The following is a 25,484-nucleotide window of genomic DNA, read 5'->3' as shown; positions in this document are numbered from 1 at the left end:
TTTTTCTCTCTTTTCACGTAAATGAACACGGATTCCTGAAAAAAGGTGGTGAAATCTTTGGCCTCATTACGCGATATTAAGTCAAGGATCACGTCAACGAAAAAATCGAGTCAGATCACAAAAGCGATGCAAATGGTATCAGCTGCGAAACTGAATCGCGCTGAAAACAATGCGAAGTCTTTTGTTCCTTACATGGAGAAAATCCAAGAAGTCGTTGCTTCAATAGCAACAGGAACAAGTGCTAAGCACCCAATGCTTCTTTCAAGACCTGTCAAGAAAACAGGTTATCTCGTCATTACATCTGATCGAGGGCTTGCAGGACCTTTTAACAGCTCGATTTTGCGTGCCGCTTACCAAACCATTCAATCTCGTCATCAATCCGTTGATGAATATGCGGTGATTGTTATTGGTAAAATCGGACGCGACTTCTTCAAAAAGCGCAGTATTCCAGTTATTTCTGAAGTAACAGGGCTTGGAGACGAAGTAGCGTTTGCTGATATTAAAGAATTAGCAAGCAGTACAGTTCAAATGTTCTCTGACGAAGCGTTTGATGAACTTTACATGTTCTACAACCATTTTGTCAGTGCCATTTCACAAGAAGTAACAGAGAAAAAATTATTGCCGTTAACGGAACTTTCGGCCGCAGCGACACCAAATAAACGTTTCGCATCTTATGAGTTTGAGCCTTCTGAAGAAGAAATTCTTGAAGTTCTCCTTCCTCAATATGCAGAGAGTTTGATTTTCGGTGCGCTTCTTGACAGCAAAGCAAGTGAACATGCTGCAAGGATGACAGCAATGAAGAGTGCAACAGACAATGCGAAAGAATTGATCGACAACCTGACACTCTCATACAACCGTGCTCGTCAAGCAGCGATTACACAAGAGATTACAGAAATTGTCGGCGGAGCAGCTGCCTTAGAATAGAAATAATTGTCAGGAGGGAATGCAATGAAAACAGGACGCATCAGTCAGATCATGGGACCAGTCGTAGACGTTCGTTTTGAAGACGGTCACTTGCCTGAGATTTATAATGCGATCAAAGTTTCGCATAAAGCGGAAAGCGAAAGTGAAGTTGATATCGACTTAACTTTAGAAGTAGCACTACATTTAGGTGATGATACAGTTAGAACCATCGCAATGGCATCAACAGACGGTGTTAAACGCGGCATGGAAGCTGTTGACCAAGGATCACCAATTTCAGTACCAGTTGGTAACGTAACACTTGGACGTGTATTCAACGTACTGGGAGATAACATTGACTTAGATGAGCCACTTGGTGTGGAAGCTCAGAGAGATCCAATCCACAGGCAAGCGCCTTCTTTTGACCAACTTTCTACAGAAGTTGAAATTCTTGAAACAGGTATCAAAGTTGTTGACCTTCTTGCTCCTTACATCAAGGGTGGAAAGATCGGTCTATTCGGTGGGGCTGGTGTAGGTAAAACCGTTCTGATTCAAGAATTGATCAACAACATCGCCCAAGAACACGGCGGTATTTCTGTATTCGCTGGTGTTGGAGAGCGTACACGTGAAGGAAACGACCTTTACTATGAAATGAAAGATTCTGGCGTTATCGAAAAAACAGCGATGGTTTTCGGCCAAATGAACGAGCCACCAGGTGCACGTATGCGTGTTGCCCTAACTGGTTTGACAATGGCAGAGCATTTCCGTGATGAACAAGGTCAAGACGTATTGTTCTTCATCGATAACATTTATCGCTTTACACAAGCAGGTTCTGAAGTATCAGCCCTTCTTGGACGTATGCCTTCAGCGGTAGGTTATCAGCCTACACTTGCAACAGAAATGGGCCAGCTTCAAGAGCGTATCACGTCAACAAACGTAGGATCGGTTACATCGATTCAAGCAATCTATGTACCTGCGGATGACTATACAGATCCAGCTCCAGCAACAACGTTCGCTCACCTTGATGCAACAACGAACCTTGAGCGAAAGCTGACAGAGATGGGTATTTACCCAGCTGTAGATCCACTTGCATCTACATCTCGTGCACTAGCACCTGAGATTGTTGGCGAAGAACATTATGCGATTGCGCGTGAAGTTCAGCAAACATTACAACGTTATAAAGAGCTACAAGATATCATTGCCATTTTAGGTATGGATGAATTATCTGAGGACGATAAGCTTGTGGTACACAGAGCTCGTCGTGTTCAATTCTTCCTATCTCAAAACTTCCACGTAGCAGAACAGTTCACTGGCCAAAAAGGTTCTTATGTTCCATTGAAAGAAACTGTTAAAGGCTTCAAGGAAATCTTATCTGGCAAATACGATCATCTTCCGGAAGATGCATTCCGCTTAGTCGGCCGCATTGAAGAAGTGGTTGAAAAAGCCAAAGAGATGGGTGTAGAGGCCTAATCTGGTCCTTAGGAGGGTAAAAGCATGAAGACCGTTCAAGTCAATATCGTTACTCCCGACGGCCCAGTGTATCAAGCGGATGTGGAAATGGTCAGTGTAAGAGCAGAAAGCGGTGAGCTTGGTATTTTAGCTGGCCACGTTCCAATGGTTGCTCCGCTAAAAATCGGTGCAGTTCGCTTAAAACATAGTGGATCAACTGAGTTGGTTGCAGTCAGTGGCGGGTTTATTGAAGTTCGCCCTGAAAAAGTAACCATTCTTGCTCAGGCCGCTGAAACATCAGACAAAGTTGATGTAGATCGTGCAAAATCAGCGAAGCAGCGTGCTGAAGGGCATTTGAACCACCCGAATGAAAGTGATGTACGCCGGGCGGAACTCGCATTAAAACGGGCGTTAAACCGTTTAAATGTAGCAGGGAAATAAAACAGAAAATCCTTCTTATCATTTTGATAAGAAGGATTTTTTTAAGAATTACAGTAGAGACTGATACATCGACACATAAGGATGAGATGCTTGCTTTTCAAGGTATAAGTGCTCGCAAAACTGCGTACTATGCCACGTTTTATCGTTTCGGCGCAAACCAAGGGTATATTGATGCGGGGAGTCCATATAAGGCCGTACCACCCAGTCAGCAAACGAATGATGCCGGATGACAACCTCTCCCATATACACACTCATCATCGCTTCTAATGCATCAATTGGCATTTTCCACTCAGCAAAAAGCTGCTGGGTAAACGCATCAAAGTATAATGACTCTAACTGATACAGGCTTTCCTCTGAATAATCCAAAGAAATGTTATGAAAATGACACAAATGTGCTAATTCTTCTAGCTGTGTCTGTCTATAATCAAAGTAGAAAGCAATGGCCTCCCATTCATGATCAAATGAGGGAACCAATTCTCCGTACAAATCAACAAAGTGAGGAAAAGAATCTTTCAATATGTTCAGCTCCTTCCACACGCAGTATATCATCTTCTAGGCATCAACATAAGAGGGGATCCACACTAAATGTAGCTCTTTTTTCCAAATGATTCATCTTTCCGATTTTCGAGGATATAATGAAAGGGAGTTTTCCTTAACAGAAATAAATAAAAGGAGGATTCAACTATATGGAAGACGTAGGACAACAAGCAATTGTAAGTATTGTGATTCACCTGTTTTTTATTGCTATTACGTGGTGGGCATTGCTTGCCGTAAATATTGATCCACTAATTAAAAAAGGGAAAATCGTTCAGGCAAGATTACTGATGATGCTCATAACCATTGCCATCTCATCGGCAGTCAGCAATTTCTTCCTAGATTATTTAAATTTCTCAAGACAAATCCCTTATATGTTCTAGCATAAGGTTTGGTCACAGCCTTTTGCGGGAACGTAAAAAGAAGTGTCAAAAGTATGGTCATTGACCTTTTTCACGTATGCATTTATCTCCTTATGGCAACACTGGTAGCAAGGGGGAATGACAAGTGAGAAAGTATTTGAAAGGTTTGCCATTATTTGCGTTTATTCTTTTTTTTGTTCTGATGATTCAAGGTGTTCGTGGGGAAGAAGCATCACCACTCGTTCAAATGGCGGAAGGTCTAAAAAGGCATCAAGTAGAAGTAGATGGATGGACCCTTTATGCCAAAACAAATGTAGACTTTTCAACCGAACAATTTTCTAAAAAAGTGAAACGTTTGAAAGACGACCTACGACAGTATAAGTGGATCGAAAAAAAAGAGGAACATGTCACCAAAGTCACAGGAATATACAAAGATGAAAAAAATGATACATCTTCGAAAATTTTATTCGTGAAGACCGACACAAAATCCAACCCAAAGTCGTACATATTATATGAGCAAAAAGGTGCTCGCCCACTGAATACCTGGGAGCATACATATGATCAGTTCGTTCGTCATGCAAAAAGCATATTACAAGAAAAAATTATGATTTTTACTTGTCTCGATGGTCATGTAAATGGTATGATGGATGTTGTTTTGCAAAAAAAAGCTGAAATGTTAGCAAATGAATTTCAAGCAAAACCAGTTGAGTACCTCGTTGAGTCTAATTTTGTATCGCTTTCCGCTTATACAGATAAGTGGGAACAGTTCATTATGACTTCAAATGATAAAATGAATGTTCAAATTGCCATCAGAAGTTCGGAAATGAACGAAAAACATACGATTACGGTTGGCACACCAATTGTAACGACTGAATATTAATATAGAGAATTTGGGACGCGGAGGGGAAGACCTTGGAAAAAATCATCGTCCGCGGCGGTCAAAGGTTAAACGGCACAGTTAAAGTAGAAGGTGCAAAAAATGCCGTTTTACCAGTTATCGCTGCATCTTTGTTAGCAAGTACAGAAAAAAGCGTAATTTGTGATGTGCCTACGCTCTCCGATGTATATACAATCAATGAAGTGTTACGTCATTTAGGAGCAGAAGTACATTTTGAAAATAACGAAGTATCAGTAGATGCATCTCATGCACTAAAAACTGAGGCTCCGTTTGAGTATGTCCGTAAAATGCGAGCATCTGTGCTTGTCATGGGACCACTTTTAGCTAGAACAGGTCATGCAAGAGTTGCATTACCTGGAGGCTGTGCGATTGGTTCAAGACCAATTGATCAGCATTTGAAAGGCTTCGAAGCAATGGGAGCTAAAATTCAAGTAGGTAATGGTTTCATCGAGGCTGAAGTAAAAGGCCGTTTAAAAGGTGCGAAAATCTATTTGGATTTCCCAAGTGTAGGTGCAACTGAAAACATTATTATGGCAGCAGCATTAGCTGAAGGAACAACGATTTTAGAAAACGTAGCAAAAGAACCTGAGATTGTTGATTTGGCAAACTACATTAATGCCATGGGCGGTAAAATTCGTGGGGCTGGTACTGGTACAATCAAAATTGAAGGTGTGAAAACACTTCATGGTGCAAAACACAACATCATCCCTGACAGAATTGAAGCGGGTACTTTCATGGTGGCAGCAGCCATTACAGAAGGAAATGTCCTTGTAAAAGGCGCAGTACCAGAACATCTGACTTCACTTATTGCAAAAATGGAAGAAATGGGTATTAAAATCATTGAAGAAGAAGAAGGTTTAAGAGTCATTGGACCATCTGAGCTCAAACCAATTGACCTAAAAACAATGCCTCATCCTGGTTTCCCAACGGATATGCAATCTCAGATGATGGCGCTATTGCTTTGTGCCAACGGAACAAGCATGATTACAGAAACGGTATTTGAAAACCGTTTTATGCATGCTGAAGAATTCCGCCGAATGAATGGCGATATTAAAATTGAGGGTCGCTCTGTCATTATTAATGGGTCGGTTCAGCTTCAAGGAGCTGAAGTGGCAGCTACTGACTTAAGAGCAGGAGCAGCACTTGTACTTGCTGGATTAGTGGCAGAAGGTCATACACGTGTCACCGAATTGAAGCATATTGACCGAGGATATGTGAACTTCCATCAAAAACTTGCAGCAATCGGTGCAAATATTGAAAGAGTGAATGATGAAGCAGTAGATGTGACACAAGAACAAGTTGTGTCAGATCTGAATGCATAAAACAGGAATCAGTGTGTCCATTGCGGCATGCTGATTTTTTTTTAGAATCATAGAATGCCTCATTTTCAAAGCTTATTATTAGTGTATCCAATCATTTTAAATTTTATTCATAAAGACGAACAGCATGATATCATCAAAAAACTTGTCCAATAATTGAAAGAAGCTGTCATATTGGCTTGTGCTTGCCCATAGGATAAAAGAGATTCAATGACAAATGGGGGCAGCCAAATATGAAATCAATGATATGGACAATAGCAGGGATATGTATCATCATTTTAATGATTCCAACCTTACTCGTGTTGCCTACGTTTCAAGGAAAATCGGAAGCCAATCAACACGTAGCAGTAGAACCATCAGTTAAAAAAGAAGTGAAAGGTTCAGTCAAAATGAAGCAATCACCGGTCTCCATTCCCGTCTATCGTTCAGCTCATCAGCAAGTAGAAAACATCCCGTTAGAAGAGTATGTGATCGGTGTAGTAGCTTCTGAAATGCCAGCTGATTTTGAACTGGAGGCGCTCAAGGCACAGGCACTCGCCGCTAGAACGTATATCGTCAGACAAATGATCATTGATAAGACCGTAAAATCACCCAAAGGCTCTCTTGTGGATGATACACAAATGTTCCAAGTCTATAAAAACAAGAAGGAACTCAAGAAAATTTGGGGGAAAGCGTATAATTGGAAATTAAAAAAAATCACCGAAGCCGTTGCCAGCACACAAGGGAAAGTACTGACATATGACGAAAAACCAATTGATGCCTCTTTCTTTTCAACAAGTAACGGGAAAACGGAAAATGCAGAAGCTTATTGGAAAAACGAAATTCCTTATTTGAAAAGTGTCTCCAGTAAATGGGATGCCAAATCACCAAAATTTCAAAACACAAAAACCATTCCGATCAGTGAATTTCAACAAAAACTAGGTGTGAACCTCAGCCAGCAGCAACAGGTTGGAGAGATTGTAGAACGGACACCAGGAAATCAAGTCGCTAAAGTTGTGATAAATGGTAAAACACTTACAGGAAGAGACATTCGGGAATCATTAGGACTTCACTCTGCGGACTTTACGTGGGAACGAAAGGGCCAGCAAATTGTCATCACGACAAGAGGCTATGGCCATGGTGTAGGGATGAGCCAGTATGGTGCACATTTTATGGCGCAGTCAGGCAAAAAAGTAGAAGACATTGTCAAACACTATTATACAGGCATTCAAATTGAATCAGCCGATCGTTTTCTCAACACGTATATGGCGAAGAAATAAAAGCTAAGATGCCTCAAAAACGGGGTATCTTTTTATATGTTCAAAGAGGTTTGAACAGAATGTGTCAAATTGCGACTAAAGGCGCAGGTCAGGAAATCTTCAACATTTATGTCCCGACAAGAACTGATGGCCGATACAAAGTCCCTCGAAAGAAAGAGAAAACGAGGAGATAAATGAAGCATTAGGTGAAAATATCTAGACATCTGACAGAATTTTAGTGTTTTTGATAAAAGAGAAAAAGGGATATCGAGTCCTATACCATTCCAAGAAAGAATATCTTACGATTAAGATGTTTCAAACAAATACATAAGGAGGAAGGAAAAGTATGTTAAAAAAAGTATTGACACTCGTAGCCTTAACAGTATTGACAGTATCAATGTCAATCTCTTCACCAGTATTTGCAGAAGCATCAACAGCCAAAAAACATAAGAAAGATGTAAGAGTCACAATCTTACTTGATGCAAGTGGAAGCATGGTAAGAAAAGTAGATGGAGAGCGCAAATTTGATCTAGCAAAACAAGAGGTATTTAAATTTGCACAGTCGCTTCCGAAAAACGCTAAAATTCGTATGAGCTTGTTTGGTTCTGAAGGAAACAACAAAAATTCAGGTAAAGCTCACTCATGTGACGTCATTAGAGGGGTATACGACATACAGCCTTACGAAAAGCAAAGGTTTGAAAACTCTTTAAACGGATTTGGACCAAATGGCTGGACACCAATTGCTCGTGCTCTTGAAAGTGCGAAGCAATCGGATAAACAGCTTCATAAAGGAACGAAACACATTGTGTACTTAATTACTGATGGTGAAGAAACTTGTGGCGGAGATCCAGTAAAAGTAGCAAAAGAATTGCATCAATCAAAAGGCCATACTGTTGTCAATGTCATTGGATTAGACTTTAACGAAGGCTACGAAGGCCAATTAAAGCAAGTCGCTAAAGCTGGTAAAGGTCATTACTACCAAGCAAGCACTCGTAAAGAGATGGGTTCTATCTTTACGGCAGAATCATTAAAACTACACGAATAACTTGCTGAAGAAAAGAGAAACGATTGAGTATGCTTTCGTTTCTCTTTTCTGTACAAAAGTAAAAAAGGGAGGCTTTCATTTATGAAAAGAAATATCATATTAACCATTTTAGCTAGTCTGGTCTTGCTTCTTTCTTCACCTGCTCATGCTGTGACGAAAAAGGAGCCTGCTCATGTGGTCATATTACTAGATTTAAGCGGCAGCATGGCACAATCAATTGAAGGTGAAAAGAAAGTTGATATCGCAAAACGTTCGATTCAAAGCTTTGCGAGTATTTTATCAGAAGATACCCAAGTCATGCTTCGAGTTTTTGGCCACGAAGGAACCAATAAGAATGCAGGAAAAGCCGTTTCTTGTGCAAGTTCTGAAGCAGTTTATGGATTTGGACCATATGAAGAAGCAGCTTTTCAACAAGCACTGAAAGTGTATGGACCAACAGGCTGGACACCACTTGCAAAAGCATTAACCGATACGAAACAAGATTTTGAAGATAACCAAGCTGAAGGGAAAAATATTGTATATGTTGTCAGCGATGGTGAAGAAACATGTGGTGGCAGTCCTTCACAAGCAGCAAAGGAATTACATGAAGCCAGGATTGATACGATCGTCAATATCATTGGCTTCGATGTGAATGAAAAAGAAGCAAAAAGCCTAAAATCTGTTGCAAAAGCTGGTGGTGGGCAATACCAACAAGCAGTAAATGAAGAAGAATTGAACCACATTCTTCAACAAGAAGCGAGCGCTTTGGGTCAGTAAGATGCGAAAGGAAGCTGGGGAAAGCAACCCCAGCTGTTTTTGATCAAAAATCAAATTAGGTAGTTTCTAACTCATCGATTCGTTTCTCCACGTAGTGCTGATCCTTTCTCGCATGAAAGGTTTCGGCTTTTTCTAATATCGCAGCCGTATTATATTCTGGAATCTGTGAATAGCTCTCATAAACACCTTTAGGAATTAAAACGTTTCCTTCGGGCCAATAAACAGCGATATTGCCACGTTTCAACTCCCCGAATTGAGCAACTCCTTGATAGGACCCATATTGATTAAAAAGGACAACTGGATCACCTTCTTGGACGTAAAGCTCTTTTGCATCTTCTTTATTCATCAAGATAGAATGCCGTTTTCCGCCATTAAAGGCATCCTTTTCACTGTATATCATGGAGTTAAATTGTTTACCTCGTCTTGTCGTGATATTGAAATGTCCCTCAGTTTTTCGGTAATGAGGCAGCTGAGCAGGCAGAAGGTGGCCCTTGCCATCCGGTGTTGGACAAATCCCATCTTCGCATAACCATGCCCCTCCCCATTGAAAAACGTCCCATTTATGATGCAAATGCTGTATTCCATCATAGTTTCGATTCGCGATGGCAATCTCACGGCGAATTTCTTCAGCATTTTCAAAATGAATCAGCTCAGCATCTTTTGGACGGACCCTTTTTGCAAGGTCAATATAAATGTCCCATTCAGCTCTAGATTCTTCAATACGTGGACCATCAATTTCTGGACTGAAATATACCATGCGTTCCGTACTTGTTGATGTACCTCCCCCTGGTTGTTCATATCTTGTCATAGCAGGCAGAACAATTACCGTCTCTTCTGCTTCTACCAGTGTAGAGGTATTCAAGATAATATCTTGATGGACCCGGAGTTCAAGTTCAGATAATGCTTTTTCGATTGCTTCTGGATTAGGCATCGTTTCTAAAAAGTTTCCACCGCTAGTGAACAGCATTTTGAGCTTCTGCGGATGTTCTTTTGGAAGAGCCATCTTTTCAAATGATTGACCAATGGTGTCACCATGCCATTTCGGAATGTCAAATTCCCATATGTTCTCGATTCTTTCAATATTCTCTTCATCAAAATCACTGCCTGGCAAAACAAATGGATCGGCACCCATTTCGCCTGAGCCCTGTACACCACTGTGTCCACGAATCGGCATAACGCCACAATGTTTTCTTCCAATAAACCCACGTAACATCGCAAGGTTTGCCACTTGTGATATATTATCAGTTGCAAAACGATGCTGGGTGAGACCCATGCTCCAAATAAAAACGCCTGAATTGGCATTGGCAAGGAGCACTGCAAAATCCTTCATTCTTTCTTTTGACAAGCCTGACGATGCTTTTAGATCCTCCCACTTCAACTGTGCTACATGTTGCTTTAAATCCTTTATGCCGGTTGTATGTGCTTGAATAAATTCATGGTCAAGAGCGGAATGAGGAGCATGCTTCTCCATGTCAAACCAATGTTTGATGACGCCATTCATAAACGCAATATCGCCGCCTATATTGACTTGGTAAAAATCATCAGCTATTTTTGTGCCGAATAAAGCACTTTCTGGAATAGAAGGAACCCAGTACTTTTCCATAGCAGGCTCTTTATATGGGTTGATGACAATAATTTTCGTTCCTTTCTTTTTTGCGGCGTACATATATTTTGTGGAAACAGGCTGATTATTTGCTGCGACAGAGCCCCAAAAAATCAATACATCCGTTCCGATCCAATCACTGTAATTGCAGCTAGAAGCACCTATGCCAAGAGAACGTTTCAGAGCGGTTTTGCTTGGTGAATGGCAAATACGAGAAGCATTATCGATATGATTTGTTCCCATAAAACGTGCAGCCTTCGCAGCAGTATAATACACTTCATTTGTGATCCCTCTAGCCGTTAAGTAGAAAGCGAGCTGTTGTTTATCAATTGATTTGATTTTAGCTGCGATTCGATCTAATGCTTCATCCCAAGAAATACGTGTAAAGGCATTTTCACCATTTTCTCGGATCAGTGGATAAGGAATACGCCCAAGTTTACGAAGAGAGGTGCTATCCATTTGTTTTAGCTGATGAATATTTTCGAACCATTTTGGTTCAATAGCTGGCATTGTGTTAAGGCGAAGTACATTTAGCCTTGTCGTGCATATATGGGGTCCTGCGAGTGTCTGATCGTATAAACCTGATACACCAAGGGCGCAGCCGTCGCAAACGCCCTGTGTTAATATACGGTACGCATAGGGAAGGTTATCTTTGTTTTCCCATGCCACCTTCATTGTATCTCGGATATGTTTAGGTTTTACTTTTCCGAGACCCATAGGAGCAACAGAGGCCCATAGCTTTGGTGAGGGTTTTTTGTTGAGTTTAATAGGCCCCTTATGTTTTGTTTTCCCCATGATATCATCACCCTCCTATTACTTTGTAAAGCGTTTTCATATCTAAAAATTATCTTTAGATTGTGATTCTGTCAAATTCAAATTAAGGACGGGCAGAGACGGAGGAAGTCTATCCTACACCTAATCCTATTCCAGCGAGTACACCATAAAATAAATAGAGGAGAGGTAGTGAAGACAGGTAGACAGCGAACACTGACCCAGTCATTCCGATACCGAAGAAAAAAGCTGAGAAGAACCCCGATGCTCTTGGACCATATTTCTCAACGAAATGTCCCATGAAAGCCGCAGATAAACCTAAAAATAAAATGGCAATGCTGAAAGTAAGGCTTATTTCTGTTAATGACCACTGAAATGTTTGATGTAAAGGGTTCGTAAAAACACTCCATGCATAAACAGATCCAATAGATAAATGAATTCCCACAGCACTTGTAGCAATAAGCCAACGATTTTTTGATTTGTTCATTGTGTTTCCCCCGTATAAAGCAATCAAAAAGTTTGATAAGATAGAAATATGTTACATTTTTATGACTTTTTAAAATAATATCACAATTCGGTTGGATCATATAACTAAATTTGTGTTGAAAGGAAGATCATCCATTGAATCCTTCTGTTAAAAAGAAACGAGTCATACACCAATATCGTGGAGGCCAATTTACCTGCAAAACAGATGAAGTTGTAGAAGAATTGCCTTTAACTGTGATGGTGAATGGAGAAGAGTTTGTGACACTCGTTTGTTCACCAGAGCATTTGAAAGAATTGGTTATCGGCTTTTTAGCTTCAGAAGGAGTCATTCGATTTGAAAATGAGATTAAAAGGTTTACAATAGATGAAAGTATGGGATTTGCATATGTTGATTTAATTCAATCAAGGCGTTTTCATTCATCAGACTTTACAAAACGAGTGATTGGATCTTGCTGCGGGAAGGGGAGGCACTTTTATTTTCTCCAAGATGTGAAGACGGCAAAAACAGCGATTGATCAAATCAATATGTCTGCGGAAACCTGTATTCACTTAATGAAATGTTTACAAGCCGAAAGCCAATTATTTCAACATACTGGTGGTGTCCACAATGCTGGACTGTGTGACACAGAGAAACTACTCATCACTAGAACTGATATAGGAAGACATAATGCTTTAGATAAAATCTATGGATATTGTTTACTTAACCGAATCCCACTGAGAAATAAAATCCTAGTGTTTAGCGGCCGGATATCGTCGGAAGTTCTATTGAAGGCAGCAAAATTAGGAGTATCTATCGTGATGTCAAAATCAGCACCTACTGAGCTAGCGCTTAAAATGGCAGAAGAATTAAATATCACAACAGTTGGATTCGTCAGAGGGGAATCTTTTAATATCTATACCCATCACCAGCGTATTACAGAATAGGAGGCAAAGGATGGTCAGTAATTTGGATAAAAGACATCGACCATTACGCGATCTAAGAATATCGGTAACGGATCGCTGTAACTTTAGATGTAAATACTGTATGCCTGCTGAAATTTTTGGACCAGATTATCCTTTTTTGAATAAAGAAGAATTGCTTAGCTTCGAAGAGATCGAACGACTTGCTACACTTTTCGCAAACGACTTAGGTGTGGTGAAATTACGCATCACAGGCGGTGAACCTTTAATACGAAAAGACTTGCCAATCTTAATACAAAAGCTCGCCAAAATTCCAGGTATTGAAGACATCGCTATGACAACTAATGGAACGCTTTTACCTATATATGCTGATCAATTAAAGAAAGCAGGTCTGCAGCGAGTCACTATTAGTTTAGATTCATTAAATCCGGACCGGTTTAAGCAGATGAATGGAAGACAAATTCCCATCCAAAAAGTGTTTGATGGGATTGAGGCTGCAAAAAAAGCTGGACTTGCTATTAAGATAAATATGGTTGTCCAAAAAGGTGTGAATGATCAGGATATCTTACCAATGGCAGCCTATTTTCAAAAAGAAGGACACATTCTGCGATTTATCGAATTTATGGATGTTGGCAATACGAATAAATGGAACCTAGAGTACGTGATGACGAAAAAAGAGATCATTGATCTGATTCATTCAAAATATCCTATTAAACCTGAACCCCCTCGATATGCAGGTGAAGTAGCCAATCGTTTTTTTTACGAAGATGGTTCAGGAGAGATTGGTATTATTTCTTCAGTTTCAGATGCTTTTTGTGGAACTTGTAATAGAGCAAGACTATCTGCACGTGGTGAATTGTTCACATGTCTCTTTGCATCATCAGGTTTTGATCTAAAACGGATGATGCGTACAAAAGAAGAGGATGAAGATATAACGAACATATTAAAGAAACTATGGTCAAATAGACATGATCAATATTCAGCCGAGAGAGAGCAAAAGAAAGATCAGAAAAAAGTTGAGATGTCATACATCGGTGGATAATGACAACAAAATATCATGATCATGTATTTTTGAAAAGAAGAGGAAATGTCATAATTACTGTTGAAAATATTTTTTTTGAAAACAGGACAATTCATCATGCACTCAATCAACATAAAAAAACAGCAAAGATTCTGCTGTTTTTTTAAATGCTATTTTGCACTTCAATAATGGGGGGGTAAGGATCGAAAAGAAGTTTTTATTCATTTTGTGTTGCTTTACTTTGACAGGAACTATGATAAGATCGAATCAATCTTTACCAACTCGATTTTTTCACTCCTGGGATCTGTCCTTTATAGGCAAGCTCACGAAAAGCAATTCGAGACATTTTAAATTTTCTCAAGTAACCTCTAGGGCGGCCCGTTAATTCACAGCGGTTTTTTAAGCGAGTGGGGGAAGAGTCTCTAGGCAATTTCTGCAAAGCTTCATAGTCACCTTTTTCTTTTAAATCTTTCCTTAATTCTGCAAATTTCAGCACAAGCTGCTGCCGCTTTTTTTCTTTTGCAATTTTTGATTTCTTTGCCACTTAAAACCCTCCTGGTTTAATTGTGTATTTTCCATTGAAAGGGGTCTTCAAACGTTGTCCAATCTTGATCAAATTCCTCAGGTGTGAGTAAGCATTGATCTAGTGTATGAATAATATCTGCTTTTGGTAAATCTACACCGATAAAAACAAGTTTTGTATGTCGATCACCAAACTCTGCGTCCCACTCATCTAGAATTTCTGGTTCTTGATTTAAAATCCGTGCTCTTTCTTGTTCAGGCAAGGCAGCAATCCAGTATGCAATTGGTTCAATTGCAACGGATTTTCCGGCTTGTGAAATTAAAATGGTTAAATCATGATGTGTAGCTAGCCATGTAAATCCTTTAGCGCGAACGATCTGCTCTGGCATCTGATCTAACCATGTATTCAGCCTGCCGGTATGGAAAGGAAGCTTTCTTTCATAAACGAATGATGAGATTTGGTATTCTTCTGTTTCAGGCGTATGCTGAGAATGTCCAGCATTGATTTCTTTGATCCAGCCTGCAGAAGCACTGGATTTTTCAAAATCGAATAAACCAGTATTCAAAATGTCACTAGGCTGTACGTTACCTTTTGAGGTTCTAATAATAGTTGCTTCTGGTTGGAGTGTGGTCAGTACGTGCTCGAGTCGATCTAGTTCTGATGCTGATACAAGATCACATTTATTGATAATCAACACGTCACAAAATTCAATTTGATCGATAAGTAAATCGGAAATTTCTCGTTCATCGTCATGGGAAACAGCTTCTTTACGATCCAATAAACTTTCTCCTGATTGGAAATCAGTCCAGAAACGGTTTGCATCTACTACTGTGACCATTGTGTCTAGCCTGCAAAAGCGTGTCAAATCTATGCCCATTTCTTCATCAATGTAAGAGAAAGTTTGAGCGACAGGGATAGGTTCACTAATACCTGTAGACTCAATGACAATATAATCGATATTACCAGCCTTACAAAGGCGCTCTACTTCAATTAATAAATCCTCTCTCAATGTGCAGCAAATACATCCATTAGATAGTTCAACAAGCTTCTCATCTGATCGAGAGAGTTCGCTACCTTGCTTGACTAATTCCACGTCATTATTAATTTTGCTCATGTCATTTACAATAACAGCACTTTTACCCTTTACGGTTCTGAAGAACATGATTTAATATCGTTGTTTTTCCAGCTCCCAAAAAGCCGCTTAATACTGTAACAGGTATTCTCTTATTCATTTGTTTTTGTCCTTATTGGAAATGCCCATTTTGAATTCCGCCTCACTTAAAAAGTAATCATTACGATTTGAATCCTAAAAATTATTTTGTTTCTCGATGAAGTGTGTATTTCTTTAATCGAGGAGAATATTTTTTTAACTCCAATCGGTCTGGATTCGTTCGTTTATTTTTTGTTGTGATATAGTTTCTGTCACCTGTTTCAGTACAGGCTAAGGTAATTTTCACGCGCATAAATGATATGACCCTCCTTTAATTCGTAATAGTTACGATTTGTATTTTAACATAATAAAGGTTGATTTTCAAGCTAAGTATGATGATCAATGCCAAATCACAAAACGAAAGAGGTATCGTATTTAATTGATACCCCTCTCCATTAATAAAAGTCACCGAGTTCTTCTTCGTAATGATCCTCGTACTGTTGGACATCGTTAGGGAACTCTTGGAGAAATGCTAATCCACCTAATATAAAGATCAAAATGATGGCGATGAACGAGAGAATAACTGTGACAATACTTGAAATGGAAAATAGTGTCTGTATTTTTATCATCTTAGCGTATTGTTCTAATAATTCTTCGTAAGAAGTATCAGGACCTTGAATCAATTGTTCAGCTGCTCTTACAGATTTTTGGACATGAACCCCCATCATAATGAGAAAAACGCCAAGGGCAGCAGGAAGAACAAGCCAAAACCCAATCCACAACCCAATCAGGATAGCTAGCCCACCTGAAATATAGAGAAAGATGCTGCCAACCTTTCCCCACTTTGCTATTGATTGAAGAGATTGAATGATTTTCTCAGTTTGTTGCAATCGTGTTCACTCCTTTATATATTCACTCTTTATCATACTTGAGTAAGTAGTACTTTAGGAAGAGTGGATGTTGTTCAGTTGCCATTTTTTCTATTTTCACTTACCTATTTATGGATAAATAAATTACTTTTGAATAAAAATAAAATTCTTTGATGGGGTTAAACTGAAGGAAGCAGATGTTGGTGATCCTGCCCCGTTATTTCGAAGCTATACGCATGAAGGCAAAAAGTGATTTTGAAAGAGTACTTGCAAAAAGTGAAAGCCGTGATGCTGTTATTTGTGAATTCTACCTGTATGACGTGTAAAAGCATTTTGGCTGATATGCAGGATTCATTCTCACGTGATGATGCCCATGTCATTTTTATGAATGGCGATGAACAAGCGGATGATTCTTCGCTGCTACAATTGCTGCCGGCGCAAGCTGTATATATACGTTCTTCACAAATTATGGAGCTGTATGGGGTAACTGTTGTTCCGCAAGCGATACTCATTGATGAACAAGGAATCATCTTGCAAAGAAAACCGCTTCAAAATGCAAAACAATTTGAACAGCTATTACATGCTTCATAAAAAAAGCGTTTTTCCCTTTAAGAGACGCTCCAGTGTGTAGACAGCCCCCCGCATTCAGTGTCAGTCCTGCGTGCTGGTGCTCACGAATGTCAAATTCGGCTCCGGTACTCGCCCTTTCTGGTCTTCAAAGATTTTCAATTACGCTGAAAATAAGACAAAGGACTAAAATAAAGATCATTTTAGCCCTTTGTCAGCAATCTGAAGCCTATCTTTCTTTAAGGGGACGCTCGTTTATAATTCTTTTCCTAGGATATCTAAATCGTACCTATTGCCGTCCATTTCTGCGATGCGTGGTAAGTGTCCCCAGGTCTCAAATCCGTGCTTTTTAAATAGTCGAATGCTGGCTTCGTTGTGGTCGAAAATAAAGGCAAGCAATGTTCGGATGCCTAATGAGGGAGCCAATTCGATCGCCTCCTGTAAGAAGAGCGAGCCTAAGCCTTTTCCTCGATAGTCTTGATTCAAGTAAATGCTCATTTCAACGGTTCCATTGTATGCAGGTCTTCCGTAAAACGTTTCAAAGCTGAGCCAACCGTAGATATTGCCTTTCTCATCTGTTTTTACATAGAGAGGCCTTTTCTCTGAATGATTCAAAAACCACTGACGGCGGTCTTCAACTGTAACAGGTTCAGTATCGGCTGTCACTTCTCTTGAAGCAATCGTTGTATTGTAAATATCGACGATCGCTTTAAGGTCATCTTCTGTTGCAATGCGGTTGAAAGTTTTCATAATATAGTCCCCCATCTTTTTTTCACATCATACATATTATTGAGGAGATTGCGCAAAATAAAAAGAAAAAAATGATTTTGTGTGTATATATTTTCTGCAAAGTGTTCAGAATGTTGCTGAGGTGATGAAAAATGAGAGAGGAAGAAAAGAAACGTACTTCCAAAATCACAAAAGTTCAGCAATTTTTCCGTAAGCGCTGGGTATTCCCTGCTATTTACTTGGTCAGCGCAGCGGTCGTATTAACAGCAGTTCTTTGGTATCAAGCTGTATCAAAAGATGTGAAAGACCAACTATCTAATGGAAATCAAATAGGACAAGAACAGCGTGATGATGCCGTTGAAGTTGGAAAGCCAATTGAAAATGTTGCAATGCCGGTCCAGAATTCGGATAATGTTTCTGTCGTGAAAAAGTTCTATGAAGCAGATGCTGATCAAAAAGAGAAAGAAGCAGCACTTGTAAACTATAATAACACCTATACCTTAAGCAAAGGTATTGATCTTGCAGATAAAGATGGCAAAGTGTTTGATGTCACAGCTGCTCTTAGTGGAACGGTGGTTCAAGCCAAAAAAGATCCAGTTCTCGGTCATGTCGTTGAAATTGAACATGAAGATGGATTGTCGACTGTTTATCAATCGTTGTCTAAAGTAAATGTAAAAGAAGGCGATGAAGTGAAGCAGAATGATGTCATCGGTGCTTCTGGTAAAAATCTGTATGGTACAGAAAGCGGAAACCACGTTCATTTCCAAATTCGTATGGAAGGTTTAGCGCTAAATCCACTAAGCTTCATTGATAAGCCTGTTTCTACTATTGAAAAAGCAGCACAAGAAGTAACGGAAGAAGCGAAAGAACCTGCTCAGCCAAAAGCTAATGACAAAACGAAGGAACCTGCTGCTGAAGATAAGGCCAAAGAGCCGGCTGGAGAAAAATCTGAAGAAAAGTCTGATGAGAAGGGGAAATCCTCTGATCAAGAAAAGTCTTCAGACTCCTCTAAAGACAGCAGTCAGTCAGAAGAAACAAAACAATCTTAATGTCCTGGAAGATCCTCTGTGTATATGTGTACGCAGAGGTTTTTTTCTGTCTTAAAAAGATCCTCCGCCATATGGCGGAGGATGTACTATAAGGCGGCAGGTCCCTTTTCACCTGTCCGGATGTGAATTGTATTTTCTATTTCTTATATAAACATTTTCCCCCCTGGTTCGCCTGTTTAAGTACCTTCTGAGCTGTTTCAGCGGTTCGACAGGTACTTTTCTCAAGACGATTTCGATCTTTCAACCATTTATTTCCTGGCGAAAAAGCCAGAGAATAGCCAAACACAATCCAGACGACAATATAAATGAGGATCACTAAAAATAAAGGGCGTTTGACCTATAAAATCGAGCTGAGAAACAGTTTGGTTCGCTCCTCCTGAGGAGAATCGAACAATTCCGATGGGATGCCTTCTTCCACAATACGCCCTTCGTGCATATATACGATACGGTCAGCTACTTCTTTAGCAAAGCCCATTTCATGTGTGACAATGACCATTGTCATGCCTTCTTTTGCGAGGCTTTTCATGGTTTGGAGCACCTCGCCTACAAGCTCTGGATCAAGGGCAGACGTAGGCTCGTCAAATAACATAACATCAGGCTTCATTGCGAGAGATCGTGCGATGGCAACACGCTGTTTTTGTCCACCCGAAAGTTTAGAAGGGTACACTTTGGCTTTATCAGCAAGCCCGACTTTTTCTAATAATACTTTGGCTTCAGCGATGGCCTGTGCTTTCTTTGTTTTCTTCACCATCACAGGTGCTTCAATGATGTTTTCGAGCACGGTTTTGTGCGGGAAGAGATTAAAATGCTGAAACACCATGCCTATTCTTTGCCTCATTTCGTTTAATTGATTCCGCTTTGGATGAACTGGACTGCCATCGATGATGATATGACCGTCATTTTTTATTTCTAAAAAGTTCATACATCGGAGCAAGGTGCTTTTCCCAGATCCGCTTGCACCAATTAAGACGACCACATCATTTTCATATACGGTGAGATCAATATCCTTTAAGACATGTAAATTCCCAAAGTGTTTATTGAGTTTTTCAACACGAATGATTTCCTTTGATTCTGTCATGCTTCTCCTCCTAATGATCACTGACTGAAAGTTTCTTCTCAAAGGTTTGGACAACGAATGTTAATAGCAGGACAAGAACTAAGTAATAAACGGCCACAACGAGTAAATACGTCATATTGTCAAAGCTGTTGGAGCCTTGAGTGGTGGCCACGTTAAATAGTTCATTGACGCTAATAAAAGCGGCAAGGGATGAGTCTTTTAAGCCTATAATAAATTGATTACCAAGGGGGGGAAGGGCGCGCCGCATCGCTTGCGGGAGAATGATGCGTCTCATCGTTAACATACGGCCCATGCCAAGAGAACGTCCTGCTTCTTTTTGACCTTGGTCGATCGATTGGATAGCGCCTCTGAATATTTCTGCTATATAGGCACCGTTATGAAAGGCAAGCGCTATGGAAGCAGCCCAGAAGTCGGGTATGTTTAATTCCGTGAGTCCAAAATATAAGATGAAAATTTGAACAATGAGTGGTGTCCCCCGGACAAGAAAGATATAGGCATTGGCGATATAACCGAAAATCGCTACGCGGGATATTTTCAGCAAAGCAAAGAAGAGCCCAATGAACATACCGATGAAGATGCTGATCACAGTCAGTTGTAAGGTCAGCAGCATCCCTTCTAGGAAAACGCCTCTAGAATCAAGAAGCGTTTGAAAAAAGTGTGATAGGCTAGGCAAAACAATCAGCTCCATTTGAAGAAAGTGCGCCTAAAAGGGCGCAAAATCTTGGTTTTAATCTTGTTTGACGGTAATATCTTCGTCAAAGTACTTTCCGCTAATTTGTCTTAATGTTCCGTCTTTTTTTAGTGCATCAATCGCATCGTTGATCTCTTCTAAAAGCTCTTTATTTTTTTTTGACACAGCAATTGCTTGCTCACTTTGTCCGAGCCTTTGCTGCGCTTCAATTTCTAATTTTTTCTTCATGGCTTCTGCACCTGTGGCAAAATCAGTGACGACCGCATCGTGTTTGCCGTTGGCTAGTGCTTCTAAAGCGACAACATCACTGTCATAATATTTTGGTTCCTGCCCGCTATGTTCCTTTGTAATATCAGCGTAGGAAGAGCCTTTTGATACAGCGATTTCTTTGTCTTTTAAGTCATTTGCACTGTGAATGTCTGCTCCAGGTCTTGTGAAGATTTGCGGACCGGAGTAGTAGTAGGGCTTAGAAAAAAGGACGTGTTTTTTTCGTTCCTCATTGATGGTATGACTTGCAACTGCGGCATCAAATTTCCCTGCTTTCACGCCTTCGACGATGCTTGCGAACTTATATTTTTTCTGAACAGGCTCTAGGCCGAGCTTGTCACTAATCGCATTTCCTACATCGATATCAAAGCCGGACATCTGATTTCCATCCATGTAACTGAATGGGTGAAATTCACCTGATGCTGCAAAAATAAATTTTCCATCCTCCAAAATCGGCGACCCTTTCGCTGTAGAATTACGTTTATCTCCGTTCCCATTCGTTTCATTTGAACCACACGAAGACAGAAGTAATACTGCAACCGAGAAAAGGGCTGGGACCCAAAACCGTCTTTTTTTATTAATATTCATCTCCTCCTTTTTAGCCACCCTCCTATAAGGAGAAAGTAGTCTTTTCAATATGTGTGTATCTTACCATTTTTTCCTCTTATTCTCAATTATATTTGTGTTATTCCAACACTCACCCTTTTTAAAATGTATGTCTTACTTTTCCAAGCGAGAACATGAATTGCTAAGGGTATAAAATGGAAATGAATCTCATAATAACGGAAGAATGGGCAAAAAACATGCCATTTAACAGAGGGGGCGGGCGTATGAACAAATGGAGAGGCAACCGAAAAGTCTTTTTAACAGCTATCGCATTTGGAACGATGTTAAATCCACTGAATTCTTCGATGATTTCTTTGGCCTTGCATCAAATTCAGCATGATTTTGGTTTGTCGTTTACGACCGTATCTTGGCTTATTTCTACTTTTTATTTAGCAAGTGCGGTGACGCAACCGGTCAGTGGTCGAATTGGGGATCATTTGTTGAGCCGAAGAACGTTATTTTTATTTGGACTATCTCTTGTGGCCATCTCGGCTATTTGTGCGCCATTTGCTCCGACCTATGCGGTGCTGATTGTTATTCGGCTGTTGCAGGCGATTGGAAGTAGTGCCATTTATCCTTCTGGTGTGGGACTCATTCGGGATCATATCAAGGAAAGACAGGCTTCGGCATTAGCGGTTTTGTCTATTTTTGCTTCAGCGATGACCGCACTTGGTCCGACGGTTGGCGGGTTTCTGATGACTATTGGCGGATGGCCGGCTATCTTCTTAGTGAATCTGCCTTTTATTCTCATCAGTTTTTTTCTTTGCCTAGCCTTGTTTCCTAAGGAGCAAAAGAAGAGAAAACTGCGGATAGGCGAAGCTGTACGAAAGCTCGATTTACCAGGAATGCTTCTTTTTACAGCTTGTATTGTACTGTTGCTTTCCTTTTTATTATCACTTGCTGAAGGTATTCAGTATGTACAAGGTATTCTTTTTCTTATCAGTGCAGGCGCTTTTATATGGTGGGAATATCAGGTGGATGAGCCGTTTATTCAAATTCGGATGTTTCGAAAGGATAAGCGGTTGTCACTTGTGTATATTCAATTTATCATCTTAAATATTTTCTTCTATTGTCTCTTTTTTGGTTTGCCGAGTTATTTTCAGGATGAGTTGGGTTGGCGTGTGGAAATGACGGGGCTCTTTATGCTGTGTATGTCTGGAGTGAGCATTATTGTGTCACCGCTGACAGGGAAGTGGGTGGATGGAGGGGATGAACGTCATCCGATTTTAGCAAGCAATGTGTTGATGCTTGCAGGTGCTTCTGCCATGACATTCTTTTTTTTCCCTGCGCCATTATGGGGAAAAGGAGTGGTTCTTGCGGTGCTAGGACTCAGTTACGGAATTGGTAATGTTGCACTTCAAGCTGCGATGCTAAAAGCAAGCCCTCAGCAAATGATTGGTACGTCCTCTGGGCTTTTTCAAACGTGCCGGTACCTTGGTTCTATTTTGTCATCTGCCGTGCTTGGAATGCTGTTTGGTGAGGAAATCGCTGGTTCTCATTTTGAGCAATTAGGCTGGACATTGATTATCATTTCTCTTATCGGCATTGGGGTAAGTCTTTATTTTTCAAGTATGGTTAGAGGAAGACAGGCGATAAAAAAAGCGACTGGATAAAGCGGAAGAAGACTCTTCATCACTTTATCACAGGTCGCTTAAGAGTTGGATAGGTCAGAGCCCTGATCCTTTTGCTTCCTTCTAAATATTTTCCCAACAATGGTCTCGTAAAACGTCACAATGCGATCAATTGGAGAATCAAAGAACTTCCATAATTTATTCATGATAAAGACAACCACAATTGATACGACTAAGCTGCCTAAGACATCAAATGGATAATGGTGACCGACCCAGATGCGGGAGAACCCTGTGAGTAATCCAAAGACGAGCAACATATTGCCGAGTTTTTTATTACGGGATCTGATGGCTAATGAAAGAGCCAGTGCTCCTGTTGTATGGTCACTTGGGAAGGAAGCGTCAGCTGAGTGCGGGATGAGTGTGTCGACTTTATGTGCCACAAACGGCCGCTCTTCATAATAAAACAGTGTAATGGCAAAATTGACGATGAGTGCCACGATACCTGTTACACCGGAAAAGAAGACATGCTTCTTTAATTTGCGATTACCTAAAAACCAGCAAATCAATAAGACAAGGGCATACACCAGAATAGCCTTTTTCGTAATGAAAATCATGGCCTGATCTAAAAACTCAGAATGATGAGCCATCCCATGTATGACTTTAAACAATTCGTAATTCAAAACATCACCTATACTTTCGCTAAAACGCCAACTATTTTTCAAACGAGCCTAAATGTTTCATTTGAAATATCTTATATTTTAACATGTTTCCGATGAAGTTTAAAACAGTATCCTATTCTGACATTGAGACCTTTTGTGCTTTTGCTTCTTACGGTTTTCGTTCGTTCCAATAAAAAACGCCCATGCTAAAGATAAAGATGCCTGCAATCAAATAATCATTTTAAAAGTCTGTACCGCATTTGCCTTTTTCCGATAAATCCCTTGTCCATCTTCATTTTTAGCATATTCCCTATGCAATGCTAATACACTGTTACAAACCTGACAAAGAGAGTGTTTGAGGTGAGGGATCGTGTTTGGAATTTTCTACCTAATGGATGAGAAATTAAGACGAACAAGCGCCGCTGAAAATGGATAATCTTCATACGGATCTCATTTCACACTTCTCACATCCATTTTAGGGAGGTCGAGTGGTGTGCACGATTACATCAAAGAGCGAACAATCAAGATAGGAAAGTATATCGTGGAGACAAAGAAAACCGTTCGTGTTATTGCGAAAGAATTTGGAGTCTCTAAAAGTACTGTACACAAGGATTTAACAGAAAGACTGCCAGAAATTAATCCAGATCTGGCTAATGAGGTAAAGGAGATACTGGATTATCATAAATCAATCCGTCACTTGCGAGGAGGAGAAGCCACCAAGTTGAAGTATAAAAAAGAAGAAATTTTAGAAGGCGAGCCTGTGAAACAGTAAGCTTAGTTCTTTGTTCATAAACATGATATATATATCTTCCTCATATCGGTAGTTTCTAACCACAAATTTTGTGAAGATTTTTGTAAAGAAACATCTTTTTTTCTGCAAATTATGATAGAATATATAATTAGGGAAGAATGTGGTATTTGCTATGGAAACAGATTTTCAAGGAGGATATATATAGATGTTTGCTAGGGATATTGGAATTGATCTTGGTACTGCAAATGTGCTGATTCATGTTAAAGGAAAAGGAATTGTGTTAAATGAACCATCTGTTGTAGCTCTTGACAAAAACAGCGGGAAAGTATTGGCTGTTGGAGAAGAAGCTAGACGTATGGTTGGACGTACGCCTGGGAATATTGTTGCGATTCGTCCATTAAAAGATGGCGTAATTGCTGATTTTGAAGTAACTGAAGCGATGCTCAAGCATTTTATTAACAAATTAAATGTGAAAGGTCTGTTCTCTAAGCCGCGTATGCTCATCTGCTGCCCGACAAACATTACATCTGTTGAGCAGAAGGCGATCAAAGAAGCTGCTGAAAAAAGCGGGGGGAAGTATGTATTTCTTGAAGAAGAGCCAAAAGTAGCAGCAATTGGTGCTGGTATGGATATTTTTCAGCCAAGTGGAAACATGGTCGTAGATATTGGAGGCGGAACGACAGATATCGCTGTCATCTCGATGGGTGACATTGTAACCGCCTCTTCTATTAAAATGGCTGGAGACAAATTTGATCTGGAAATTCTAAACTATATTAAAAAAGAGTATAAGCTGTTGATCGGTGAGCGCACGGCAGAGGACATTAAGATCCAAGTTGCAACGGTATTCCCAGACGCACGTCACGAAGAGATCTCGATTCGTGGACGAGACATGGTGACGGGATTACCAAGAACGATTACCGTCACAAGCAAAGAAGTAGAAGAAGCCTTACGTGAATCTGTATCTGCAATTGTTCAGGCAGCAAAACAAGTGCTTGAGAGAACACCGCCTGAATTATCGGCTGATATCATCGATCGTGGCGTCATCATCACAGGTGGTGGAGCTCTTCTAAACGGGCTTGATCATTTGCTTGCAGAAGAGCTAAAAGTACCGGTATTCGTTGCTGAAAACCCAATGGACTGCGTAGCAGTTGGTACTGGCGTGATGCTTGATAACATGGACAAGCTACCAAAGCGTAAACTCAGCTAATGAAATCCCTCATTCTTTTGAGAAAGAATGAGGGATTTTTATTA

At 40.1% G+C, this 25,484-nt stretch carries 25 protein-coding genes and 3 pseudogenes; 16 read left to right on the top strand and 12 right to left on the bottom strand.

What is annotated here, in order from left to right:
* Positions 1-57: 57 nt before the first annotated feature.
* The 3 genes from WAX46_RS06735 to WAX46_RS06725 are packed head-to-tail and all read left to right on the top strand — an operon-like array spanning position 58 to position 2,790.
* Positions 58-924, top strand: coding sequence for a F0F1 ATP synthase subunit gamma (locus WAX46_RS06735; protein WP_226566696.1), 867 nt, complete (start codon positions 58-60; stop codon positions 922-924).
* A gap of 24 nt (positions 925-948) precedes the next feature.
* The gene (gene atpD / locus WAX46_RS06730) at positions 949-2,370 is read left to right on the top strand and encodes a F0F1 ATP synthase subunit beta (protein ID WP_336493543.1); all 1,422 of its coding nucleotides are present in this window, start codon (positions 949-951) and stop codon (positions 2,368-2,370) included.
* A 24-nt stretch (positions 2,371-2,394) separates the two neighbouring features.
* The gene (locus WAX46_RS06725) at positions 2,395-2,790 is read left to right on the top strand and encodes a F0F1 ATP synthase subunit epsilon (RefSeq protein WP_226566694.1); all 396 of its coding nucleotides are present in this window, start codon (positions 2,395-2,397) and stop codon (positions 2,788-2,790) included.
* Positions 2,791-2,838: 48 nt separating this feature from the next.
* Here WAX46_RS06725 and WAX46_RS06720 read toward each other — a convergent pair whose 3' ends face one another.
* Complete coding sequence (locus tag WAX46_RS06720; RefSeq protein ID WP_226566693.1) at positions 2,839-3,306, bottom strand: hypothetical protein; 468 nt, start codon at positions 3,304-3,306, stop codon at positions 2,839-2,841.
* Between the two features lie 170 nt (positions 3,307-3,476).
* On the opposite strand from WAX46_RS06720, the gene WAX46_RS06715 reads away from it, so the two are divergent.
* The 6 genes from WAX46_RS06715 to WAX46_RS06690 all read left to right on the top strand — a co-directional run bounded on the left by WAX46_RS06715 (position 3,477) and on the right by WAX46_RS06690 (position 8,942).
* Entirely contained in the window at positions 3,477-3,707 is a 231-nt protein-coding gene (locus WAX46_RS06715) for a DUF1146 family protein (protein ID WP_226566692.1), read from the top strand.
* 124 nt (positions 3,708-3,831) lie between these two features.
* The gene (locus tag WAX46_RS06710) at positions 3,832-4,566 is read left to right on the top strand and encodes a YwmB family TATA-box binding protein (protein ID WP_226566691.1); all 735 of its coding nucleotides are present in this window, start codon (positions 3,832-3,834) and stop codon (positions 4,564-4,566) included.
* Between the two features lie 32 nt (positions 4,567-4,598).
* Positions 4,599-5,906 carry a UDP-N-acetylglucosamine 1-carboxyvinyltransferase gene (murA, locus tag WAX46_RS06705; protein WP_226566690.1) on the top strand — a complete coding sequence of 436 codons (1,308 nt, stop codon included), beginning with the start codon at positions 4,599-4,601 and terminating at the stop codon, positions 5,904-5,906.
* A 230-nt stretch (positions 5,907-6,136) separates the two neighbouring features.
* Entirely contained in the window at positions 6,137-7,162 is a 1,026-nt protein-coding gene (spoIID, locus tag WAX46_RS06700) for a stage II sporulation protein D (protein ID WP_226566689.1), read from the top strand.
* 325 nt (positions 7,163-7,487) lie between these two features.
* Complete coding sequence (locus tag WAX46_RS06695) at positions 7,488-8,186, top strand: VWA domain-containing protein (protein ID WP_226566688.1); 699 nt, start codon at positions 7,488-7,490, stop codon at positions 8,184-8,186.
* Between the two features lie 81 nt (positions 8,187-8,267).
* Positions 8,268-8,942, top strand: a complete 675-nt coding sequence (locus tag WAX46_RS06690; protein ID WP_226566687.1) for a VWA domain-containing protein — start codon at positions 8,268-8,270, stop codon at positions 8,940-8,942.
* Between the two features lie 55 nt (positions 8,943-8,997).
* Here the strand turns inward: WAX46_RS06690 and WAX46_RS06685 are convergent, their stop codons facing one another.
* Positions 8,998-11,340, bottom strand: a complete 2,343-nt coding sequence (locus WAX46_RS06685; protein WP_336493542.1) for an FdhF/YdeP family oxidoreductase — start codon at positions 11,338-11,340, stop codon at positions 8,998-9,000.
* Positions 11,341-11,452: 112 nt separating this feature from the next.
* Positions 11,453-11,803, bottom strand: a pseudogene (locus WAX46_RS06680) (MFS transporter); the annotation flags it as partial.
* Between the two features lie 134 nt (positions 11,804-11,937).
* On the opposite strand from WAX46_RS06680, the gene fdhD reads away from it, so the two are divergent.
* Both fdhD and moaA read left to right on the top strand, forming a co-directional pair.
* Positions 11,938-12,726: a formate dehydrogenase accessory sulfurtransferase FdhD gene (gene fdhD, locus WAX46_RS06675; protein WP_264188606.1), complete on the top strand. Its 789-nt coding sequence runs from the start codon at positions 11,938-11,940 to the stop codon at positions 12,724-12,726.
* A 10-nt stretch (positions 12,727-12,736) separates the two neighbouring features.
* A complete protein-coding gene (moaA, locus tag WAX46_RS06670) occupies positions 12,737-13,744 on the top strand; it encodes a GTP 3',8-cyclase MoaA (protein WP_226566685.1) in 1,008 nt (335 codons plus the stop codon).
* Between the two features lie 253 nt (positions 13,745-13,997).
* Here moaA and rpsN read toward each other — a convergent pair whose 3' ends face one another.
* The 4 genes and pseudogenes from rpsN to WAX46_RS06650 all read right to left on the bottom strand — a co-directional run bounded on the left by rpsN (position 13,998) and on the right by WAX46_RS06650 (position 16,286).
* Entirely contained in the window at positions 13,998-14,267 is a 270-nt protein-coding gene (gene rpsN, locus WAX46_RS06665) for a 30S ribosomal protein S14 (RefSeq protein ID WP_336493541.1), read from the bottom strand.
* A gap of 16 nt (positions 14,268-14,283) precedes the next feature.
* Positions 14,284-15,478: pseudogene (locus WAX46_RS06660) on the bottom strand (GTP-binding protein).
* An 81-nt stretch (positions 15,479-15,559) separates the two neighbouring features.
* Positions 15,560-15,709: a 50S ribosomal protein L33 gene (rpmG, locus tag WAX46_RS06655; RefSeq protein WP_003214771.1), complete on the bottom strand. Its 150-nt coding sequence runs from the start codon at positions 15,707-15,709 to the stop codon at positions 15,560-15,562.
* A gap of 142 nt (positions 15,710-15,851) precedes the next feature.
* Positions 15,852-16,286: a hypothetical protein gene (locus WAX46_RS06650; protein WP_226566683.1), complete on the bottom strand. Its 435-nt coding sequence runs from the start codon at positions 16,284-16,286 to the stop codon at positions 15,852-15,854.
* A gap of 228 nt (positions 16,287-16,514) precedes the next feature.
* Between WAX46_RS06650 and WAX46_RS06645 the strand changes: the two genes are divergently transcribed.
* On the top strand, positions 16,515-16,856 hold the full coding sequence (locus WAX46_RS06645; RefSeq protein ID WP_226566682.1) for a TlpA family protein disulfide reductase: 342 nt from the start codon (positions 16,515-16,517) through the stop codon (positions 16,854-16,856).
* A 231-nt stretch (positions 16,857-17,087) separates the two neighbouring features.
* Here the strand turns inward: WAX46_RS06645 and WAX46_RS06640 are convergent, their stop codons facing one another.
* Positions 17,088-17,582: a GNAT family N-acetyltransferase gene (locus WAX46_RS06640; protein WP_226566681.1), complete on the bottom strand. Its 495-nt coding sequence runs from the start codon at positions 17,580-17,582 to the stop codon at positions 17,088-17,090.
* A 131-nt stretch (positions 17,583-17,713) separates the two neighbouring features.
* Here WAX46_RS06640 and WAX46_RS06635 point away from each other — a divergent pair, with 131 nt between their 5' ends.
* The gene (locus WAX46_RS06635) at positions 17,714-18,610 is read left to right on the top strand and encodes a M23 family metallopeptidase (RefSeq protein WP_226566680.1); all 897 of its coding nucleotides are present in this window, start codon (positions 17,714-17,716) and stop codon (positions 18,608-18,610) included.
* A 337-nt stretch (positions 18,611-18,947) separates the two neighbouring features.
* Here the strand turns inward: WAX46_RS06635 and WAX46_RS06630 are convergent, their stop codons facing one another.
* The 3 genes and pseudogenes from WAX46_RS06630 to WAX46_RS06620 all read right to left on the bottom strand — a co-directional run.
* Positions 18,948-19,688, bottom strand: a complete 741-nt coding sequence (locus WAX46_RS06630) for an amino acid ABC transporter ATP-binding protein (RefSeq protein ID WP_264188605.1) — start codon at positions 19,686-19,688, stop codon at positions 18,948-18,950.
* A 10-nt stretch (positions 19,689-19,698) separates the two neighbouring features.
* Entirely contained in the window at positions 19,699-20,376 is a 678-nt protein-coding gene (locus WAX46_RS06625; protein WP_226566679.1) for an amino acid ABC transporter permease, read from the bottom strand.
* A 39-nt stretch (positions 20,377-20,415) separates the two neighbouring features.
* Positions 20,416-21,260, bottom strand: a pseudogene (locus WAX46_RS06620) (transporter substrate-binding domain-containing protein); the annotation flags it as partial.
* Between the two features lie 216 nt (positions 21,261-21,476).
* Between WAX46_RS06620 and WAX46_RS06615 the strand changes: the two are divergent.
* Entirely contained in the window at positions 21,477-22,865 is a 1,389-nt protein-coding gene (locus WAX46_RS06615) for an MFS transporter (RefSeq protein ID WP_336493540.1), read from the top strand.
* A gap of 38 nt (positions 22,866-22,903) precedes the next feature.
* Here WAX46_RS06615 and WAX46_RS06610 read toward each other — a convergent pair whose 3' ends face one another.
* Complete coding sequence (locus WAX46_RS06610) at positions 22,904-23,503, bottom strand: undecaprenyl-diphosphatase (RefSeq protein ID WP_336493539.1); 600 nt, start codon at positions 23,501-23,503, stop codon at positions 22,904-22,906.
* Between the two features lie 472 nt (positions 23,504-23,975).
* Here WAX46_RS06610 and spoIIID point away from each other — a divergent pair, with 472 nt between their 5' ends.
* On the top strand, positions 23,976-24,254 hold the full coding sequence (gene spoIIID, locus WAX46_RS06605) for a sporulation transcriptional regulator SpoIIID (RefSeq protein ID WP_008343327.1): 279 nt from the start codon (positions 23,976-23,978) through the stop codon (positions 24,252-24,254).
* 184 nt (positions 24,255-24,438) lie between these two features.
* A complete protein-coding gene (gene mbl, locus WAX46_RS06600; RefSeq protein ID WP_336493538.1) occupies positions 24,439-25,440 on the top strand; it encodes a cell shape-determining protein Mbl in 1,002 nt (333 codons plus the stop codon).
* Positions 25,441-25,484: the final 44 nt, after the last annotated feature.

This window comes from Bacillus sp. FJAT-53060, assembly GCF_037104745.1.
GTDB classification, from domain to species: Bacteria; Bacillota; Bacilli; order Bacillales; family Bacillaceae; genus Bacillus; species Bacillus stratosphericus_B.
Note: the sequence above shows the minus strand (reverse complement) of the source record. Positions and strands in the feature narration are given on the sequence as shown.

Bases quoted from the DNA above. Each gene is read 5' to 3' on its own strand.
- atpD (WP_336493543.1), top strand. From the start codon at position 949: ATGAAAACAGGACGCATCAGTCAGATCATGGGACCAGTCGTAGACGTT.
- WAX46_RS06725 (WP_226566694.1), top strand. From the start codon at position 2,395: ATGAAGACCGTTCAAGTCAATATCGTTACTCCCGACGGCCCAGTGTAT.
- WAX46_RS06715 (WP_226566692.1), top strand. From the start codon at position 3,477: ATGGAAGACGTAGGACAACAAGCAATTGTAAGTATTGTGATTCACCTG.
- spoIID (WP_226566689.1), top strand. From the start codon at position 6,137: ATGAAATCAATGATATGGACAATAGCAGGGATATGTATCATCATTTTA.
- WAX46_RS06695 (WP_226566688.1), top strand. From the start codon at position 7,488: ATGTTAAAAAAAGTATTGACACTCGTAGCCTTAACAGTATTGACAGTA.
- WAX46_RS06690 (WP_226566687.1), top strand. From the start codon at position 8,268: ATGAAAAGAAATATCATATTAACCATTTTAGCTAGTCTGGTCTTGCTT.
- WAX46_RS06685 (WP_336493542.1), bottom strand. From the start codon at position 11,340: ATGGGGAAAACAAAACATAAGGGGCCTATTAAACTCAACAAAAAACCC.
- moaA (WP_226566685.1), top strand. From the start codon at position 12,737: ATGGTCAGTAATTTGGATAAAAGACATCGACCATTACGCGATCTAAGA.
- rpmG (WP_003214771.1), bottom strand. From the start codon at position 15,709: ATGCGCGTGAAAATTACCTTAGCCTGTACTGAAACAGGTGACAGAAAC.
- WAX46_RS06640 (WP_226566681.1), bottom strand. From the start codon at position 17,582: ATGAAAACTTTCAACCGCATTGCAACAGAAGATGACCTTAAAGCGATC.
- WAX46_RS06635 (WP_226566680.1), top strand. From the start codon at position 17,714: ATGAGAGAGGAAGAAAAGAAACGTACTTCCAAAATCACAAAAGTTCAG.
- WAX46_RS06630 (WP_264188605.1), bottom strand. From the start codon at position 19,688: ATGACAGAATCAAAGGAAATCATTCGTGTTGAAAAACTCAATAAACAC.
- WAX46_RS06625 (WP_226566679.1), bottom strand. From the start codon at position 20,376: ATGGAGCTGATTGTTTTGCCTAGCCTATCACACTTTTTTCAAACGCTT.
- WAX46_RS06615 (WP_336493540.1), top strand. From the start codon at position 21,477: ATGAACAAATGGAGAGGCAACCGAAAAGTCTTTTTAACAGCTATCGCA.
- mbl (WP_336493538.1), top strand. From the start codon at position 24,439: ATGTTTGCTAGGGATATTGGAATTGATCTTGGTACTGCAAATGTGCTG.